We start from the raw sequence: 16667 nt of genomic DNA on the forward strand, positions 1-16667 counted from the left end.
ATGAAAGACTTATTTATCATAGACTCACATTGTCATCTGGACTCACTAGACTACGAAACTCGCCACAAAAACGTGGATGAAGTGATTGAAAATGCCAAATCCCGAGGGGTGCATCATTTTATCTCGGTTTGTACCACTGTTGGGCGTTTTGAGGTAATGAAAAACTTAACCGCTCATCGTAATGACGTTTCGCTTTCTTGTGGTGTTCACCCGCTGAATGTGGAAGATGAACCTTTTGATTACGAAAAATTGTTTCAGTTCGCCCAAGATCCGAAAGTGGTTGCTATTGGGGAAACCGGCTTGGATTATCACTACACACCGGAAACCAAAGCGTTGCAACAATCGCTTTTCGTTCAGCAAATTGAAATTGCAAACAAACTCAATAAGCCACTCATTATCCACTCTCGCTCGGCACGCCAAGATACGATGGATATCTTGGAACAACATCATGCGGAAAAATGCGGCGGGGTGTTGCACTGCTTTACCGAAGATTGGACAATGGCAAAACGAGCTTTAGATATCGGCTTTTATATCTCAATTTCGGGCATTATTACTTTCCGCAATGCAGAAGAACTCCGAGAAGTGGTACGAAAAGTACCGTTAGATCGCTTATTGGTTGAAACAGATTCACCTTATCTTGCCCCCATTCCTTATCGTGGTAAACCGAACCAGCCGGCGTATGTGCGAGAAACTTGTGAATATGTTGCCACATTAAAAGGCGTCTCAACTGAAGAATTAGCTCGCATTACAACCGAAAATGTGCAACACTTATTCAACATTAAATTATAAGGAACTAATATGAGAGCAATACTTAAGTATTTTCTGATTCTTGTCTCACTATCATTTTTTATTGTATTAGGTGGTGCAGTTAATTATGCAATGCCAAGTTATGAAGATACCGTAGTAACAGGTATGGAAGTACGCCGAATGGATAAAGATGGTATTATCAGCAAAGCGAATCCTGCTGATGGCGAGGTGCGCGATGTTTATTTCTTATTTACGGAAGATCCTGAAACCAAAAAGGTAATGGTTTATCGTAATGAAGATACCGGCTGGGGCTTACCACCTTATTTCAAATTCGGTTCAGCGGATATTCAAGCTAAAGCCCAAGCCTATGCCAACGAGAAACAACGTGTACAAATCAAATATTACGGCTGGCGTATTAACTGGCTAAATGAATTCAGAAATATCGTTTCTATCAAGCCACTAGCCGAAGCGGAAACCGTGAGTAAACCGATTATGAGCTATGTACTTTATGCCGTACTCGCCTTCTTATTCTTCCTTTCGGTACAATTTATTCGTGGTATCTTTAAAGATTAAGCCAATTAAACCTTTGACAAACGGTTCGATTTTGTAAAAAATTGAACCGTTTTCTTTTTTATCAACAATATCAAATGACGTACTATTTTATTGCCGATCTCCACTTAAATGAAAATCAGCCTGAAATTACCCACCTCTTTTTGCAATTTATGCAAGAAAAAGCACCACTTGCAGAAGCGGTTTATATCTTAGGTGATCTGTTTGATTTCTGGATTGGCGATGATGAGCAGTCTGAACTCATTTCAACCGTTAAACAGGCAATCAAAACCCTCACTACAAGCGGTACAAAATGCTATTTTATTTGCGGAAATCGTGATTTTTTAATTGGCAAACGATTCAGCGAACAAACGGGTATGGTTATTTTGCCTGATTATCACGTTATAGATTTATTCGGCACATCTACCTTGCTTTGCCACGGCGATACGCTTTGTACTGATGATGTGAAATATCAACAATTTCGTAAAAAAGTCCACCAAAAATGGCGACAGGCTTTCTTTCTTTGCTTACCACTATCGTGGCGGATTCGTATTGCTCAAAAAATTAGGGCAAAAAGCAAACAAGAAAAAGGCGAGAAACCGGCAGAAATTATGGATGTAAACCCTGAATTTACTGCCAATATTGTCGAACAATTTAAGGTCTCAAGGCTGATCCACGGGCATACACATCGACAAGCTATTCACATGGAAGAAAAATTTACCCGTATTGTGTTAGGCGATTGGAAGGGCGATTATGCTTCTATTTTAAAAGTGACTGAGCAAGAAGCTAAATTTATATGATTGATGTGATTATTCCTTGCTATAACGCCGAAGAAACTCTGGTTCGAGCGGTGCAAAGCGTGCTAAACCAACCGGAACTAGACACATTGTGGATTGTAGATGATGGCTCAACTGATAATACCTTTTTGCTGGCTAAACAACTCCAATCGCAAGTACCGGATAAAATCAGAGTAGAACAAATGCCACAAAATGGTGGTGTGGCAAAAGCTCGTAATTGGGGAGCAATGCAAAGTGAAGCGGTATTGATTGCCTTCTTAGATGCCGATGATGCCTACGAAAACAGAGCGTTACAAGTTGCAGCAAAGATCTTTGAATTCAAACCAGAAACCTGTTTGGTTCGGTTAGCTTTAAAACCGGTAAACTTAGAGCAACGCTACAGCTCTCACCCTAATTTTGAGCTGGCTTGGCAACATATGCAAATGACCGGTGCAGGCAACACTGTGTTTCGGCGTAGTTTCTTCCTAGCTTGTGGTGGATTTCCTCAACATCAGCTCTTCCGAGAATTAGGCGGTGAAGATGGGGCTTTAGGCATCGCCACCACGCAAATTAGTTCCGTAGCTACTGCATTCAATGATGTTGGTGTTTTACATTACTGCCGAGAGGGTATGCACGCAGAAAGATTATTAAATGCGATTTTATTCAACGAAAAAGATCCCAATGTTACTGAAGAAAAAGTTAAACAAGCCAACCTAATTACCGAAAATATTGTTAATAATATTAGAAATCTACAAGACTGTCTTAATAGTAAAGGGATTGGTATTAAGCCTTATACGCTTGAATGGAGCTAAAAAAGCATTTGCAGATTTTCCCTAAAAAACAACCGCTTGTATTCTTGAGCCTTCTTTCCTCTCCGATAACAAGCGGTCATTTTCCGTGAGTTTTTTACCTTTACCACCACAACAAAAAACCGCCTGTATCTCTACAGGCGGCTCTTCTTTTTATTTACTTTTTCTTAGCTTTTTACTTTTTATTCGTTTTTGCTTTGCGCTTCGCTTTTGATTAAGTTTCCGCTTTTGTCACTTTTCGCTTTCACTTAATCCCGCTTAAAATTAAAACCCCGACGATGCTCTACTCTCACATGGCGAATCACCACACTACCATCGACGTCACTGCGTTTTACTTCTGAGTTCGGTATGGGGTCAGGTAGGACCACAGCACTCTTGTCGTCGGGAAAATTCCTTTCTATCTTATGATTTCTTTATCTTTTCTTTATTCGTTCTTCTCAATACAAAAACAAGCCTAAAAACATTTGAGCGTTGTATAGTTAAGCCTCTCGGGCAATTAGTACTGGTTAGCTCAATGTCTCACAACACTTACACACCCAGCCTATCTACGTCGTAGTCTCCAACAACCCTTACACACTTATAGTGTGGGAGAACTCATCTCTTGGCAAGTTTCGTGCTTAGATGCTTTCAGCACTTATCTCTTCCGCACTTAGCTACCCGGCAATGCGTCTGGCGACACAACCGGAACACCAGTGGTGCGTCCACTCCGGTCCTCTCGTACTAGGAGCAGCCCCAACCAATTCTCCAACGCCCACGGCAGATAGGGACCGAACTGTCTCACGACGTTCTAAACCCAGCTCGCGTACCACTTTAAATGGCGAACAGCCATACCCTTGGGACCTACTTCAGCCCCAGGATGTGATGAGCCGACATCGAGGTGCCAAACACCGCCGTCGATATGAACTCTTGGGCGGTATCAGCCTGTTATCCCCGGAGTACCTTTTATCCGTTGAGCGATGGCCCTTCCATTCAGAACCACCGGATCACTATGACCTGCTTTCGCACCTGCTCGACTTGTCTGTCTCGCAGTTAAGCTTGCTTATACCATTGCACTAACCTCACGATGTCCGACCGTGATTAGCAAACCTTCGTGCTCCTCCGTTACTCTTTGGGAGGAGACCGCCCCAGTCAAACTACCCACCAGACACTGTCCGAGACCGCGTTCCGCAATCTTCGTTAGAACATCAAACGTTAAAGGGTGGTATTTCAAGGACGCCTCCACAATCACTGGCGTGACTGCTTCTAAGGCTCCCACCTATCCTACACATCAAAATTCAATGTTCAGTGTCAAGCTATAGTAAAGGTTCACGGGGTCTTTCCGTCTAGCCGCGGGTACACCGCATCTTCACGGCGATTTCAATTTCACTGAGTCTCGGGTGGAGACAGCCTGGCCATCATTATGCCATTCGTGCAGGTCGGAACTTACCCGACAAGGAATTTCGCTACCTTAGGACCGTTATAGTTACGGCCGCCGTTTACTGGGGCTTCGATCAGGAGCTTCTCTTTCGATAACACCATCAATTAACCTTCCAGCACCGGGCAGGCATCACACCCTATACGTCCACTTTCGTGTTTGCAGAGTGCTGTGTTTTTAATAAACAGTTGCAGCCAGCTGGTATCTTCGACCGGTTCAACCTTCGTGTGCAAGACACTACAATCTACGCCGGCGCACCTTCTCCCGAAGTTACGGTGCTATTTTGCCTAGTTCCTTCACCCGAGTTCTCTCAAGCGCCTGAGTATTCTCTACCTGACCACCTGTGTCGGTTTATAGTACGGTTTATAATAACCTGAAGCTTAGTGGCTTTTCCTGGAAGCGTGGTATCAGTTACTTCATCTCCGTAGAGACTCGTCATCACTTCTCGGTGTTAATAAGCGTCCGGATTTGCCTAAACGCTCCACCTACCGGCTTAAACAGACATCCAACAGTCTGCTAACCTAACCTTCTCCGTCCCCACATCGCAGTTATTACAAGTACGGGAATATTAACCCGTTTCCCATCGACTACGCTTTTCAGCCTCGCCTTAGGGGCCGACTCACCCTGCCCCGATTAACGTTGGACAGGAACCCTTGGTCTTCCGGCGAACGAGTTTTTCACTCGTTTTATCGTTACTTATGTCAGCATTCGCACTTGTGATATCTCCAGCAGACTTCTCAATCCACCTTCATCGACTTACACAACGCTCCCCTACCCAACAGACTTTCATCTGATGCCGCAGCTTCGGTGCTATATTTGAGCCCCGTTACATCTTCCGCGCAGGCCGACTCGACTAGTGAGCTATTACGCTTTCTTTAAATGATGGCTGCTTCTAAGCCAACATCCTAGCTGTCTAAGCCTTCCCACTTCGTTTCCCACTTAATATAGACTTTGGGACCTTAGCTGGCGGTCTGGGTTGTTTCCCTCTCCACGATGGACGTTAGCACCCACCGTGTGTCTCCTGAGTATCACTCTTCGGTATTCGCAGTTTGCATCGGGTTGGTAATCCGGGATGGACCCCTAGCCGAAACAGTGCTCTACCCCCGAAGGTGTCCGCTCAAGGCTCTACCTAAATAGATTTCGGGGAGAACCAGCTATCTCCCGGTTTGATTGGCCTTTCACCCCCAGCCACAAGTCATCCGCTAATTTTTCAACATTAGTCGGTTCGGTCCTCCAGTTAGTGTTACCCAACCTTCAACCTGCCCATGGCTAGATCACCGGGTTTCGGGTCTATACCTTGCAACTAGACGCCCAGTTAAGACTCGGTTTCCCTTCGGCTCCCTTATTCAGTTAACCTTGCTACAAAATATAAGTCGCTGACCCATTATACAAAAGGTACGCAGTCACAGAATAAATCTGCTCCCACTGCTTGTACGCACAAGGTTTCAGGTTCTATTTCACTCCCCTCGCCGGGGTTCTTTTCGCCTTTCCTTCACAGTACTGGTTCACTATCGGTCAATCAGGAGTATTTAGCCTTGGAGGATGGTCCCCCCATCTTCAAACAGGATATCACGTGTCCCGCCCTACTTGTTGTTAGCCTAGTACCACAATGGAGTTTTAAGGTACGGGATTATCACCCTCTACGATTGTCCTTCCCAGAACATTCCCCTAACTTCACTGCTATCACTAACTGGCTCTTTCGCGTTCGCTCGCCGCTACTAACGAAATCTCGGTTGATTTCTTTTCCTCGGGGTACTTAGATGTTTCAGTTCTCCCGGTTTGCCTCACACAGCTATGTATTCACTGGGTGATAGTAGGTTCTTCACCTACTGGGTTTCCCCATTCGGACATCTTGGATTAAACGCCTCTTATCGACTCATCCAAGCTTTTCGCAGATTAGCACGTCCTTCATCGCCTCTGATTGCCAAGGCATCCACCTTGTGCGCTTAGTCACTTAACTATACAACCTCAAATGTTTTCTAAAACTTCTTAGAAATAAAAAGTAAAAAACAATGAAGTCAGTTTTACAACTAAACACTTGACTGCTTTTGTTCAGTCAAGATTTTTTTACTACTCAGACTTTCAATTTATTCGTTATCACTTATGTATAATTACTTATGCGTAACGAACTTGAAATATCTCTCAGTTTTTCAGCTTGTTTCTATATTGTTAAAGAACAGAAGACAATAAAAATCATCTTTAAATGGCGTCCCCACGGGGATTCGAACCCCGGTTACCGCCGTGAAAGGGCGATGTCCTAGGCCTCTAGACGATGGGGACAACATTTAAAGATGCTTTCCACTTTGCCATTTGAGAGTAAAATATTCTAGCCAATTTTGTAAAAATCTTCAAGATTTTCACCGCTTGAATGGCTATCTTTCACTCATCTTCTCTCATTCATCTATCAAACAATCTGTGTGAACACTTGCTGTCGTTCTCGATTTTGGTAAGGAGGTGATCCAACCGCAGGTTCCCCTACGGTTACCTTGTTACGACTTCACCCCAGTCATGAATCATACCGTGGTAAACGCCCCCCTTTCGGTTAAGCTATCTACTTCTGGTACAACCCACTCCCATGGTGTGACGGGCGGTGTGTACAAGGCCCGGGAACGTATTCACCGCAACATTCTGATTTGCGATTACTAGCGATTCCGACTTCATGGAGTCGAGTTGCAGACTCCAATCCGGACTTAGACGTACTTTCTGAGATTCGCTCCCCATCGCTGGCTCGCCGCCCTCTGTATACGCCATTGTAGCACGTGTGTAGCCCTACTCGTAAGGGCCATGATGACTTGACGTCATCCCCACCTTCCTCCGGTTTATCACCGGCAGTCTCCTTTGAGTTCCCGACCGAATCGCTGGCAACAAAGGATAAGGGTTGCGCTCGTTGCGGGACTTAACCCAACATTTCACAACACGAGCTGACGACAGCCATGCAGCACCTGTCTCAGAGCTCCCGAAGGCACCCTCGTATCTCTACAAGGTTCTCTGGATGTCAAGAGTAGGTAAGGTTCTTCGCGTTGCATCGAATTAAACCACATGCTCCACCGCTTGTGCGGGCCCCCGTCAATTCATTTGAGTTTTAACCTTGCGGCCGTACTCCCCAGGCGGTCGATTTATCACGTTAGCTACGGGCACCAAGCTTAAAGCCCAATCCCCAAATCGACAGCGTTTACGGCGTGGACTACCAGGGTATCTAATCCTGTTTGCTCCCCACGCTTTCGCACATGAGCGTCAGTACATTCCCAAGGGGCTGCCTTCGCCTTCGGTATTCCTCCACATCTCTACGCATTTCACCGCTACACGTGGAATTCTACCCCTCCCTAAAGTACTCTAGTTGTCCAGTCTGAAATGCAATTCCCAGGTTAAGCCCGGGGCTTTCACACCTCACTTAAACAACCGCCTGCGTGCCCTTTACGCCCAGTTATTCCGATTAACGCTCGCACCCCCCGTATTACCGCGGCTGCTGGCACGGAGTTAGCCGGTGCTTCTTCTGTGATTAACGTCAATCGACTGTTCTATTAAAACAGTCGCCTTCCTCGTCACCGAAAGAACTTTACAACCCGAAGGCCTTCTTCATTCACGCGGCATGGCTGCATCAGGGTTCCCCCCATTGTGCAATATTCCCCACTGCTGCCTCCCGTAGGAGTCTGGACCGTGTCTCAGTTCCAGTGTGGCTGGTCATCCTCTCAGACCAGCTAGAGATCGCGGGCTTGGTGAGCCTTTACCTCACCAACTACCTAATCCCACTTGGGCTCATCTTATGGCAGGTGGCCAAATGGTCCCACCCTTTAGTCCTAAGACATTACGCGGTATTAGCTACCGTTTCCAGTAGTTATCCCCCTCCATAAGCCAGATTCCCAAGCATTACTCACCCGTCCGCCACTCGTCAGCAAAGAAGCAAGCTTCTTCCTGCTACCGTTCGACTTGCATGTGTTAAGCCTGCCGCCAGCGTTCAATCTGAGCCATGATCAAACTCTTCAATTCAAAAAGTTTAATCGCTCAATACTGCTGACATAAAATCGCACTTTCAAATTTAAACCTAATTAAAATCAGGTTAAACGAAAGTAATGAATTTCTAGTTAGCACCTATTAAGACTTCAAAATTAAAAAAATATTTTCAATCAAGTCAATCAACAAGTGCCCACACAGATTGTCTGATAAATTGTTAAAGAACAAAAAATAAATTGGTCGGCGAGATAGGATTTGAACCTACGACCCACTGGTCCCAAACCAGTTGCGCTACCAAGCTGCGCTACTCGCCGTCTGATACTCACAAGAGTATTGAATGGGGTGGCTAATGGGATTCGAACCCACGACAACTGGAATCACAATCCAGGGCTCTACCAACTGAGCTATAGCCACCATTGTGTTGATAGTGCCGCATTGACATCTGGCGCGCTCGACAAGATTCGAACTTGCGACCTTTGGCTCCGGAGGCCAACGCTCTATCCAACTGAGCTACGAACGCTTCGATTTACATCAATTCAACTTAATGCGTCGCAACGGAGGCGTATATTATAGATTTCACATTCCCTTGTCTAGCACTTTTTCAAAAAAATATGAAAAAACAGATCATTTGGTCTTATTTTATTCAAAACGTTTAATAAATATCAAAAAATGCGTTTTTTAGAGCTGATTTGTCAGATAGTAATAGGCATATTTTAGTAAATTTAATTGCCTTTGCCAGCGAGTAGGCTGTCGCAATAAACGATAAAGCCATTCCAGCCCCAAATTTTGCCAAATTTTAGGTGCTCGTTTCACTTTACCGACAAACACATCATAAGTCCCGCCAACGCCCATATATAACGCTTGTGGATATTGTTGTTGTAACTGTTGGATAAAAAGTTCCTGTTTTGGTGTTCCCATTGCCACACTAATAAACTTCGCACCACTTGCTTTAATTTGCTGTATAACATCCTGTGTTTGCTCTACCTTAAAATAGCCATTCTGCCTACCGACAATATTAACCTTCCATTGTGCCAGCTTGGCTTCTACCAGCGTTAGGGTATCCGCCGAGCTTCCGACCAAAAACACCGGCACATTTAACGCTCCGGCTCTTTGCATTAAGGTTTCCCATAAATCGGCTCCGGCAATTCGCTCTATTTTACAGTTCGGATATTTTTTTCGAATTGATTGAACAACACTGATGCCGTCTGCATAGTTGAACTCGGCTTCATCTATCACCCGGCGTAACAACGGATTTTTTTCCGACAGAATCACTTTCTCAGCATTAATTGCAACTAATCTTCCGAACTGAATCTGGTTTTCATTCATCAGCCAATTTGCAAAAATTTCCCGATTTTTGACCGCTTGTAACGCAATGCCCCGAATAATAACCTTATCGAACATTATTTTTCCCCATTGAAACGATTTTCGCCAGCCAATAGCAAGCCATAAATATCAGCGTGAAAAAGCAAAAACGGGAAACAAATGCATCGATTCCCTCTCGCACTAATACGATCAAATTGAATAAATTGCCGAAGCAGTAGGCTTGCAGCAAGGCGGAATTGCACGCTTTGGCGTAAGCGAATAGGTTATCTAAGGCTTTAATCATCACTGCCACTACCCCCATTCCCAACGCCATAGCACTAAATCCACCCATAATATAGAAAGAGCCAAGCAAAGTAGGTGAAATTGCCAACCCTGATTGATTGCCTAAAATCACTTTGGTGAAATAATTTGCTGTGTTCCAGACGATCTCAGGGCGTTCTTGCCATAAAGATTGTGGAATATACACATAAAAATCCCGCACAATCGGCATTAAACCTTGATATTCCACCTCATTAGAAAATACACGAGCCAAATTTTCCCAAGGCGAAAAAGTATCTCGGCTTAAATATAAGAAGGTGTAAATCATCTCGCTACCGGAAAGGGTAAGTTTGTAACGGGCTAATGCAAGGAAAAACATCGCCACCACGCCGATTAGGCTTACGCCAATCACTTTTGATAATGAGAGATAGCCTTGCTGTAGCCCAATCAATAAGAAAAAGCCGACCGCCAGTGCTAAATTTGCCCGTGTGCCACCTACCGCCACATAGCTTAATATGCCGAATGCCCCACCAACAATCAGCAACGCCCACCACGCTGTTTTATTCTTATATAGAAAGCAGAAAATTAACAACGCCGGCAATAAAAAGTAGAAAAATCGTTTTAATGCCGAAAGTATGACCCTATCTTTGGCAAACAGTTGGCTATATTTTTCGAGTTTAAAAAGCAGGAATCCGTTTAAATAAAGGAAATATAGCAGAGCAACAACTGCCACACCGGCAAGAATACAAGCGGTCGTTTTTGCCTGAAAATTTGCAACAAGAGCAGTTGGTTGCGACAAAGCACTCCAAAGGCGTGAATAGACAACATAATAAATCAAATAGCCAACACCTGCGGTTGCAAAAACCTGCCATTGTGTTTTCAACTCCGGCAACGGGTAATCAAAGCCGAATGCCATCGCTAACGAAAACGGAAAACCGGCGTAAAAAGTAACAAAATAGAGCAAACTAAACAGTAAATGGAAAGAAAGCCCCGATTTCTGATAAAGCCGACAGAGTAAGGTGAAAAATAGCCCGACAGAAACAAGATAAAATCCGCCGAGTGGTATTAAATTATTCATTTTGCATTAATTCGATTAATCGCTGTTGCCATAGTTTAGTGTAGCCCGGAGCAAAAAACGCAATGCGGTTTTTATCGATGCTCTTCAGTTGTTGTTTGACTGTTTGAATGTGTGAAAGGGTCAGATTTTCCGCCAACAAATAAGGCACTTTTTCTGCCTGTAGATCCAACCCAAACGGATTGGCTGAATGTAACACACAAGGCACATTATGGCGAATCAACAGGCTTATCGTGCCAATACCTTGCTGGCGTTTAAAATTGAAATAGCCGAGATCGCAATGGCTCAATAACGTCACATACTCTTCAAAGCTCAGTTTCTGCCGCAAAATTTGCAAATTTTCCTCCCAAAATAACCGCTTGCCATAGGTTTCCACCTGCCGAATATAGTTTTCATTATTTTCTGGGTAGCCCATTGGTATGATAATCCGCACATTATTCCCTAGTCGTTGATGAATCTCGCTTAAGGCTTGAATATGATCATTCGCTGGATCGCCTGAATTGCCAAGCAATATCGTTAAGCGATCATTTTGAACTGCACTGATTTTTGTTTGATCGCCTAATTTCGTGGGGAAATAGATTAAACGATCCTGTTCTGATCTTGCCCGCACATTTCGCCACAAATAATCCAGATCGCCTCTTGTTGCCCAAACCTGTAAGATTTTTTGTTGGGCAATACGCCGAAACGGGTAAAACAGCTTAAATTTCCACGAAGTTGCCATTTCATATAAATCTGCCCCCCAAATATGCCAAATCAGGTTGGTGGTCGGCAATCTGCCTAAGGCTATCGCCAGCCAAATCCAAGGGTTAAACTGCCCGTGTAACAGAAAACAAGCGGTCGGATTTTGCCGTTTTTTTGCAATTAAGGCGTTCGCAATCGCTTTTTGTGAAGAAAACTGCTCAATTCGCAAATGAGGAAAAGCAGTTTGCAGTGAAGGCTTGCCTACCACATAGAAAAAATGTTCGGAGTCCGGCAGTAAAGGCAACAGCTCTTGCTGAAAAAAGGTTAAAACCCGTTGGTTATGATGCTCAATCTCGGAGCCTAGAATATGATAAATCGGCAACATTACACGCTTTTCTCTCCCCACCATACAAACAATATGCAAGCGGTACGATTTTAGCAAAAAATTGCAACATTACTGCAACTTCTTTTGGCTTTCAAACACTAAAAAACATCACACGCTCGGTTAAAAAATGCTATGATAACCGAGCTTTTTTATTATTCATCTATTTATCCCAACGAGGACTTATTTTACTATGTCAAACGCAATCGCTAATGTATCTAAACTGATTCAAGACAATGATATTAAATTTGTCTTATTAAAATTTACTGATATTAAAGGTAAAGAACACGGAGTTTCGCTCCCTGTCAGCTTAGTTGCCAACGATTTGGAAGACTTATTCGAGGAAGGCAAAATGTTCGACGGTTCGTCCGTAGAAGGTTGGAAGGCAATTAACAAAGCCGATATGTTGTTAATGCCGATTGCTGAAACCGCTGTAGTTGACCCTTTCGCCCGTATTCCTACCCTTTCCATTCGTTGTTCCATTTACGACCCAAACACAATGCAGTCTTATGACCGCGACCCTCGCTCTATTGCAACCCGTGCCGAAAACTACTTGAAATCCACCGGTATTGCCGATAGCGTCATGTTTGGGCCGGAGCCTGAATTTTTCTTGTTCGATGATGTACGTTTTAGCACCGAAATGAACAATGTGTCATATCGCATTGACGATGTAGAAGCGGCTTGGAATACCAACCGTAAATTTGAAGAAGGCAACAAAGCCTATCGTCCGTTGAAAAAAGGCGGCTACTGTGCGGTTGCACCGATTGATACCGCCCACGATATTCGTTCTGAAATGTGTTTATTAATGGAAGAGATGGGCTTGGTGATTGAAGCTCACCACCACGAAGTGGCTACCGCAGGTCAAAATGAGATCGCAACCCGATTCAACAGCCTGACCTTAAAATCCGATGAAACCCAAATCTACAAATACATCGTGCAAAATGTTGCTGTAGAACACGGCAAAACCGCCTGCTTTATGCCAAAACCATTCGCCGGCGATAACGGCTCGGGAATGCACTGTAATATGTCGTTAAGCAAAGACGGCAAAAATGTGTTTATGGGCGATAAATATGCCGGCTTGTCGGAAACCGCACTTTATTATATCGGCGGTATCATCAAACACGCGAAAGCATTAAATGCCTTTACCAACCCAACCACAAACTCTTATAAACGTTTAGTGCCGGGTTTTGAAGCACCGGTGTTATTGGCGTACTCTGCAAGTAACCGTTCTGCTTCTATCCGTATTCCAGCTGTGACCAGCCCGAAAGCGACCCGTGTAGAAGCACGTTTCCCGGATCCAATGGCGAACCCATATCTTTGCTTTGCCGCCCTGTTAATGGCTGGCTTAGACGGTGTGATCAACAAAATCCACCCGGGCGATGCAATGGATAAAAACTTATATGACTTACCGCCGGAAGAGTTAAAGGATATCCCAACGGTTGCTTCTTCTTTAGAATCCGCCCTTGATGCATTAAGCAATGATTTTGAGTTCTTAACACAAGGTGGCGTGTTCACGAAAGACTTTATTGATGCTTATATCGGTATTCGTCGCAAAGAGGTTGAACGTGTGAATATGACCCCACATCCGGTAGAATTTGAACTTTACTATTCATAGTAACAACATATAGCAAAAAAACGGCTGAAACACTCAGCCGTTTTTTATTGATTGAAAAAAGCAAGCACCGCTTGAATAACTCTATCTTGCTCCTGCTTAGTCAAATTATAAAACAGTGGCAATCTCACCAACCGTTCGCTCTCTAAGGTAGTAAAGCGATCATCGCCTGCCAATCGCCCTAATTTCTGCCCTGCCGGGCTGCTGTGCAACGGCACATAATGAAACACCGTTAAGATATTCTGTGCCTTCATAAAATCAATAAAAACAGTTCTCTGTTTCAAATCATTTAGCTTTAAGTAGAACAAATGTCCGTTATGGCGACAATATTCGCCAATGTGAGGAAGTTCGCACTGAGCTGTTTGGGCAAGCGGCAAAAAGGCTTGGTAGTAATTGTGCCAAAGAGTTAAACGCTGTTGGTTGATTTTATCTGCCTCTATAAGCTGAGCATACAAATAAGCCGCTTGAATTTCCGATATTAAAAAACTTGAGCCGATATCCTGCCAGCGATATTTATCTACCTCGCCTCGAAAAAATTGGCTACGGTTAGTGCCTTTCTCTCTGATTATTTCTGCTCTTTTGAGCAAATTCGCCTCATTAATCACGATCGCCCCACCTTCACCGCCCGAGGTATAGTTTTTAGTTTCGTGAAAACTATAGCAACCAATATGCCCGATGGAACCTAACGCCCTGCCTTTATAAAACGAATTGACTGCCTGTGCCGCATCTTCCACCACATAAAGCCCGTATTTTTCGGCGGTTGCCATTATTGAATCCATTTCACAGGCGACTCCTGCGTAATGTACCGGCACAATCACTTTGGTTTTTGGGGTAATGGCTTGCTCAATTTTGCGTTCATCAATATTCATTGTATCCGGGCGGATATCCACAAACACAATCTTTGCCCCACGCAACGCAAACGCATTTGCAGTAGAGACAAAAGTATAGCTCGGCATAATCACTTCATCGTCCGACTGAATATCAAGCAGTATTGCCGCCATCTCTAACGCAGCCGTGCAAGACGGGGTAAGCAGCACCTTACTATGGGTCAGGTTTTCAAGCCACTGCTCACATAAAAGGGTGAATTTACCACCGCCCGAAAGCTGCCCTGTTTCCATTGCTTGGAGAATATAGGTTTGTTCCGAACCCACAATCGGGGGTTGGTTAAACGGAATAAAATCAGGATTGTTCATCATTGTATTTTTCCAAAGCAGGGTAAAACCAATAATACGCCGCCTTAATGCTTGCACCAAACGCTTGATAAAAACGAATCGCTTTCTGGTTGCTCAGCTGAGTAGTAATCATCAGTTTTTTTGCATTTTGCTGTTTCGCCCACGCTATTGCAGCATTTAACAATTCCGTACCGATACCTTGTTGTTGGCAATCAGGCTTTACCGCCAACAAGCCGATTTTCGCTTGCTGTTCAGCCAGTAAGCGAACCGTTACCGCTCCTTGAATTTGCCCGTCAGCATTGCATTGAACCAAGCTAATATCATCCAACTGCCCTTTCACCGCATTTTCAATCCACGTGCGATAAAAGCGTTGATTTTCTTCCCTTGAAAAATAGGGCAGACGAAAACGGCTATCGGGAAATGCCGAGCCAAACAATAAGCCCAAGTCGGGCAAATCTGCCATATCTGCCGGGCGACAAGCGGTCATATTTTCAGAAAAGGTTGCAAGTGGCAACTCAAATTCCAATTCTCCTTCCACAAACACAAAACCTTGTTTTTGCAACCGGTCGATTTGCGTAAAATCATCGGCCGCTACTTTTACTTGCACAATTTCTCTACCGAAAAAATCGGACAGCCATTGATCAGGTTTCATCTTACCCACACTCCTCGGCAATCAATAATATACCGTTGCCTTATCTGCTCCCTTGAAATTTGTTTAAACGAAGTGTGATCCACCAACAAGACTAAAATGTCTGCCTGCGAAAGAGCGGTATTGAGATCGACTAAAGTGATATTTTCGCCAGCCAGCTGTTGAATATTTGGCTCAACCGCCAACAGGCTACCCTGATGCCAACTGGAAAGTTGCCGAGTAATCGCTAACGCTGGGCTTTCCCGCAAATCATCAATATTCGGCTTAAAGGCTAACCCTAAGCAAGCGATAGTTAGCTCATTTGGCTTACAATTTTGCTCCATTGCACAGTCTGCGACCGCTGTTTTCACTTGCTCGATTACCCATTGTGGCTTGCTGTCATTCACTTCTCTTGCCGTGCGAATAAGACGAGCCCGTTGTGGCGATGTGGAAACGATAAACCACGGATCAACCGCTAAACAATGTCCGCCTACCCCGGCTCCGGGCTGGAGAATATTTACTCTTGGGTGAAGGTTCGCCAATTCAATCAGCTCCCACACGTTGATCTTCAACGCCTCACAAATCATTGAAATTTCATTGGCAAAGGCAATGTTCACATCACGAAAGCTGTTTTCCACCAACTTGCACATCTCCGCCGTGCGGGCTGTGGTGGTGACACAACGTCCTTTTGCAAAAATTTGGTATAAATCGACCGCTTGTTGGCTGCATTGCTCGCTTAATCCACCGATAATGCGGTCATTTTCAACCAATTCCGTCATTATATTGCCCGGTAAAACACGCTCAGGGCAGTAGGCAAGAGACACATCGGCTGGAAAGGCTAAATCAGGGCGGGCTTGGCTTAACCATTCGGCTAATTTTTCTGTTGTACCAACAGGCGAAGTGGACTCCAGCACCACCAAATTTCCTTTACGCAAACAAGGGGCAATCATAGCAGCGGCATTTTGAATATAAGTGAGATCGGGCTGTTTCCCGCAAAGTGGGGTTGGCACGGCAATGATAAAAGCATTGGCAGGTTGCGGTTTGGCTGTAGCAAAAAAATTGCCTTTTTTGACCGCTTGTGTGAAAGCAGTTTGTAAATCCGGCTCAATAATATGAATTGTGCCTTGATTGAGGCTTTCCACCACTTGCGGCTTAATATCCACCCCAATTACTTGCTTGCCGGCATTGGCAAAAGCAACTGCGGTCGGTAATCCGATATAGCCTAAACCCAAAATACAAATAGTGTTAAATTCAGTTTTACTCATCATCAGTTACAAAGAGAAATGGCAC

General features: G+C 44.4%; 11 protein-coding genes, 4 tRNA genes and 3 rRNA genes. 5 read left to right on the forward strand and 13 right to left on the reverse strand.

Going from position 1 to position 16667, the window contains the following annotated elements; translation table 11 throughout:
* The 4 genes from EL242_RS01750 to EL242_RS01765 all read left to right on the forward strand — a co-directional run bounded on the left by EL242_RS01750 (position 1) and on the right by EL242_RS01765 (position 2884).
* Complete coding sequence (locus EL242_RS01750; protein WP_126301272.1) at positions 1-789, forward strand: TatD family hydrolase; 789 nt, start codon at positions 1-3, stop codon at positions 787-789.
* A 9-nt stretch (positions 790-798) separates the two neighbouring features.
* Complete coding sequence (locus EL242_RS01755) at positions 799-1320, forward strand: DUF1523 family protein (RefSeq protein WP_126301273.1); 522 nt, start codon at positions 799-801, stop codon at positions 1318-1320.
* Positions 1321-1394: 74 nt separating this feature from the next.
* Positions 1395-2096, forward strand: a complete 702-nt coding sequence (gene lpxH, locus EL242_RS01760; RefSeq protein WP_126301274.1) for a UDP-2,3-diacylglucosamine diphosphatase — start codon at positions 1395-1397, stop codon at positions 2094-2096.
* A complete protein-coding gene (locus tag EL242_RS01765) occupies positions 2093-2884 on the forward strand; it encodes a glycosyltransferase family 2 protein (protein WP_126301275.1) in 792 nt (263 codons plus the stop codon). The genes lpxH and EL242_RS01765 overlap by 4 nt, the downstream gene beginning before the upstream one ends.
* Positions 2885-3151: 267 nt before the next feature.
* On the opposite strand, the gene rrf is transcribed toward EL242_RS01765, so the two are convergent.
* From rrf to EL242_RS01815, 10 genes are all read right to left on the reverse strand, one after another.
* A 5S ribosomal RNA gene (rrf, locus tag EL242_RS01770) occupies positions 3152-3267 on the reverse strand.
* A gap of 89 nt (positions 3268-3356) precedes the next feature.
* Positions 3357-6255: ribosomal RNA gene (locus tag EL242_RS01775) — 23S ribosomal RNA — on the reverse strand.
* Between the two features lie 244 nt (positions 6256-6499).
* Positions 6500-6575 (reverse strand) — tRNA-Glu (locus tag EL242_RS01780).
* Positions 6576-6742: 167 nt separating this feature from the next.
* Positions 6743-8282: ribosomal RNA gene (locus tag EL242_RS01785) — 16S ribosomal RNA — on the reverse strand.
* The 16S, 23S and 5S rRNA genes sit together here with 4 tRNA genes alongside, the layout of an rRNA operon.
* A gap of 201 nt (positions 8283-8483) precedes the next feature.
* Positions 8484-8560 (reverse strand) — tRNA-Pro (locus EL242_RS01790).
* A gap of 24 nt (positions 8561-8584) precedes the next feature.
* Positions 8585-8660 (reverse strand) — tRNA-His (locus EL242_RS01795).
* A 29-nt stretch (positions 8661-8689) separates the two neighbouring features.
* Positions 8690-8766, reverse strand: a tRNA-Arg gene (locus EL242_RS01800).
* 158 nt (positions 8767-8924) lie between these two features.
* A complete protein-coding gene (gene wecG, locus EL242_RS01805; RefSeq protein WP_126301276.1) occupies positions 8925-9647 on the reverse strand; it encodes a lipopolysaccharide N-acetylmannosaminouronosyltransferase in 723 nt (240 codons plus the stop codon).
* Positions 9637-10905, reverse strand: coding sequence for a WzyE family oligosaccharide polymerase (locus EL242_RS01810; protein WP_126301277.1), 1269 nt, complete (start codon positions 10903-10905; stop codon positions 9637-9639). Before EL242_RS01810 ends, wecG begins: the two co-directional genes overlap by 11 nt.
* A complete protein-coding gene (locus EL242_RS01815; protein WP_172595338.1) occupies positions 10898-11968 on the reverse strand; it encodes a TDP-N-acetylfucosamine:lipid II N-acetylfucosaminyltransferase in 1071 nt (356 codons plus the stop codon). The genes EL242_RS01810 and EL242_RS01815 overlap by 8 nt, the downstream gene beginning before the upstream one ends.
* 190 nt (positions 11969-12158) lie before the next feature.
* Here EL242_RS01815 and glnA point away from each other — a divergent pair, with 190 nt between their 5' ends.
* Positions 12159-13580 carry a type I glutamate--ammonia ligase gene (gene glnA, locus EL242_RS01820; RefSeq protein WP_126301278.1) on the forward strand — a complete coding sequence of 474 codons (1422 nt, stop codon included), beginning with the start codon at positions 12159-12161 and terminating at the stop codon, positions 13578-13580.
* A gap of 44 nt (positions 13581-13624) precedes the next feature.
* Here glnA and rffA read toward each other — a convergent pair whose 3' ends face one another.
* From rffA to wecC, 3 genes are read right to left on the reverse strand one after another with little or no spacing between them, the layout of a single operon-like run.
* Positions 13625-14770 (reverse strand): dTDP-4-amino-4,6-dideoxygalactose transaminase, encoded by a 1146-nt coding sequence (rffA, locus tag EL242_RS01825; protein ID WP_126302692.1) that lies wholly within the window; start codon positions 14768-14770, stop codon positions 13625-13627.
* Positions 14757-15401: a dTDP-4-amino-4,6-dideoxy-D-galactose acyltransferase gene (gene rffC, locus EL242_RS01830; protein ID WP_126301279.1), complete on the reverse strand. Its 645-nt coding sequence runs from the start codon at positions 15399-15401 to the stop codon at positions 14757-14759. Before rffC ends, rffA begins: the two co-directional genes overlap by 14 nt.
* The gene (gene wecC / locus EL242_RS01835) at positions 15398-16645 is read right to left on the reverse strand and encodes a UDP-N-acetyl-D-mannosamine dehydrogenase (protein ID WP_126301280.1); all 1248 of its coding nucleotides are present in this window, start codon (positions 16643-16645) and stop codon (positions 15398-15400) included. Before wecC ends, rffC begins: the two co-directional genes overlap by 4 nt.
* Positions 16646-16667 lie beyond the last annotated feature (22 nt).

The organism is Mannheimia haemolytica (assembly GCA_900638155.1).
GTDB lineage: Bacteria > Pseudomonadota > Gammaproteobacteria > Enterobacterales > Pasteurellaceae > Mannheimia > Mannheimia glucosida.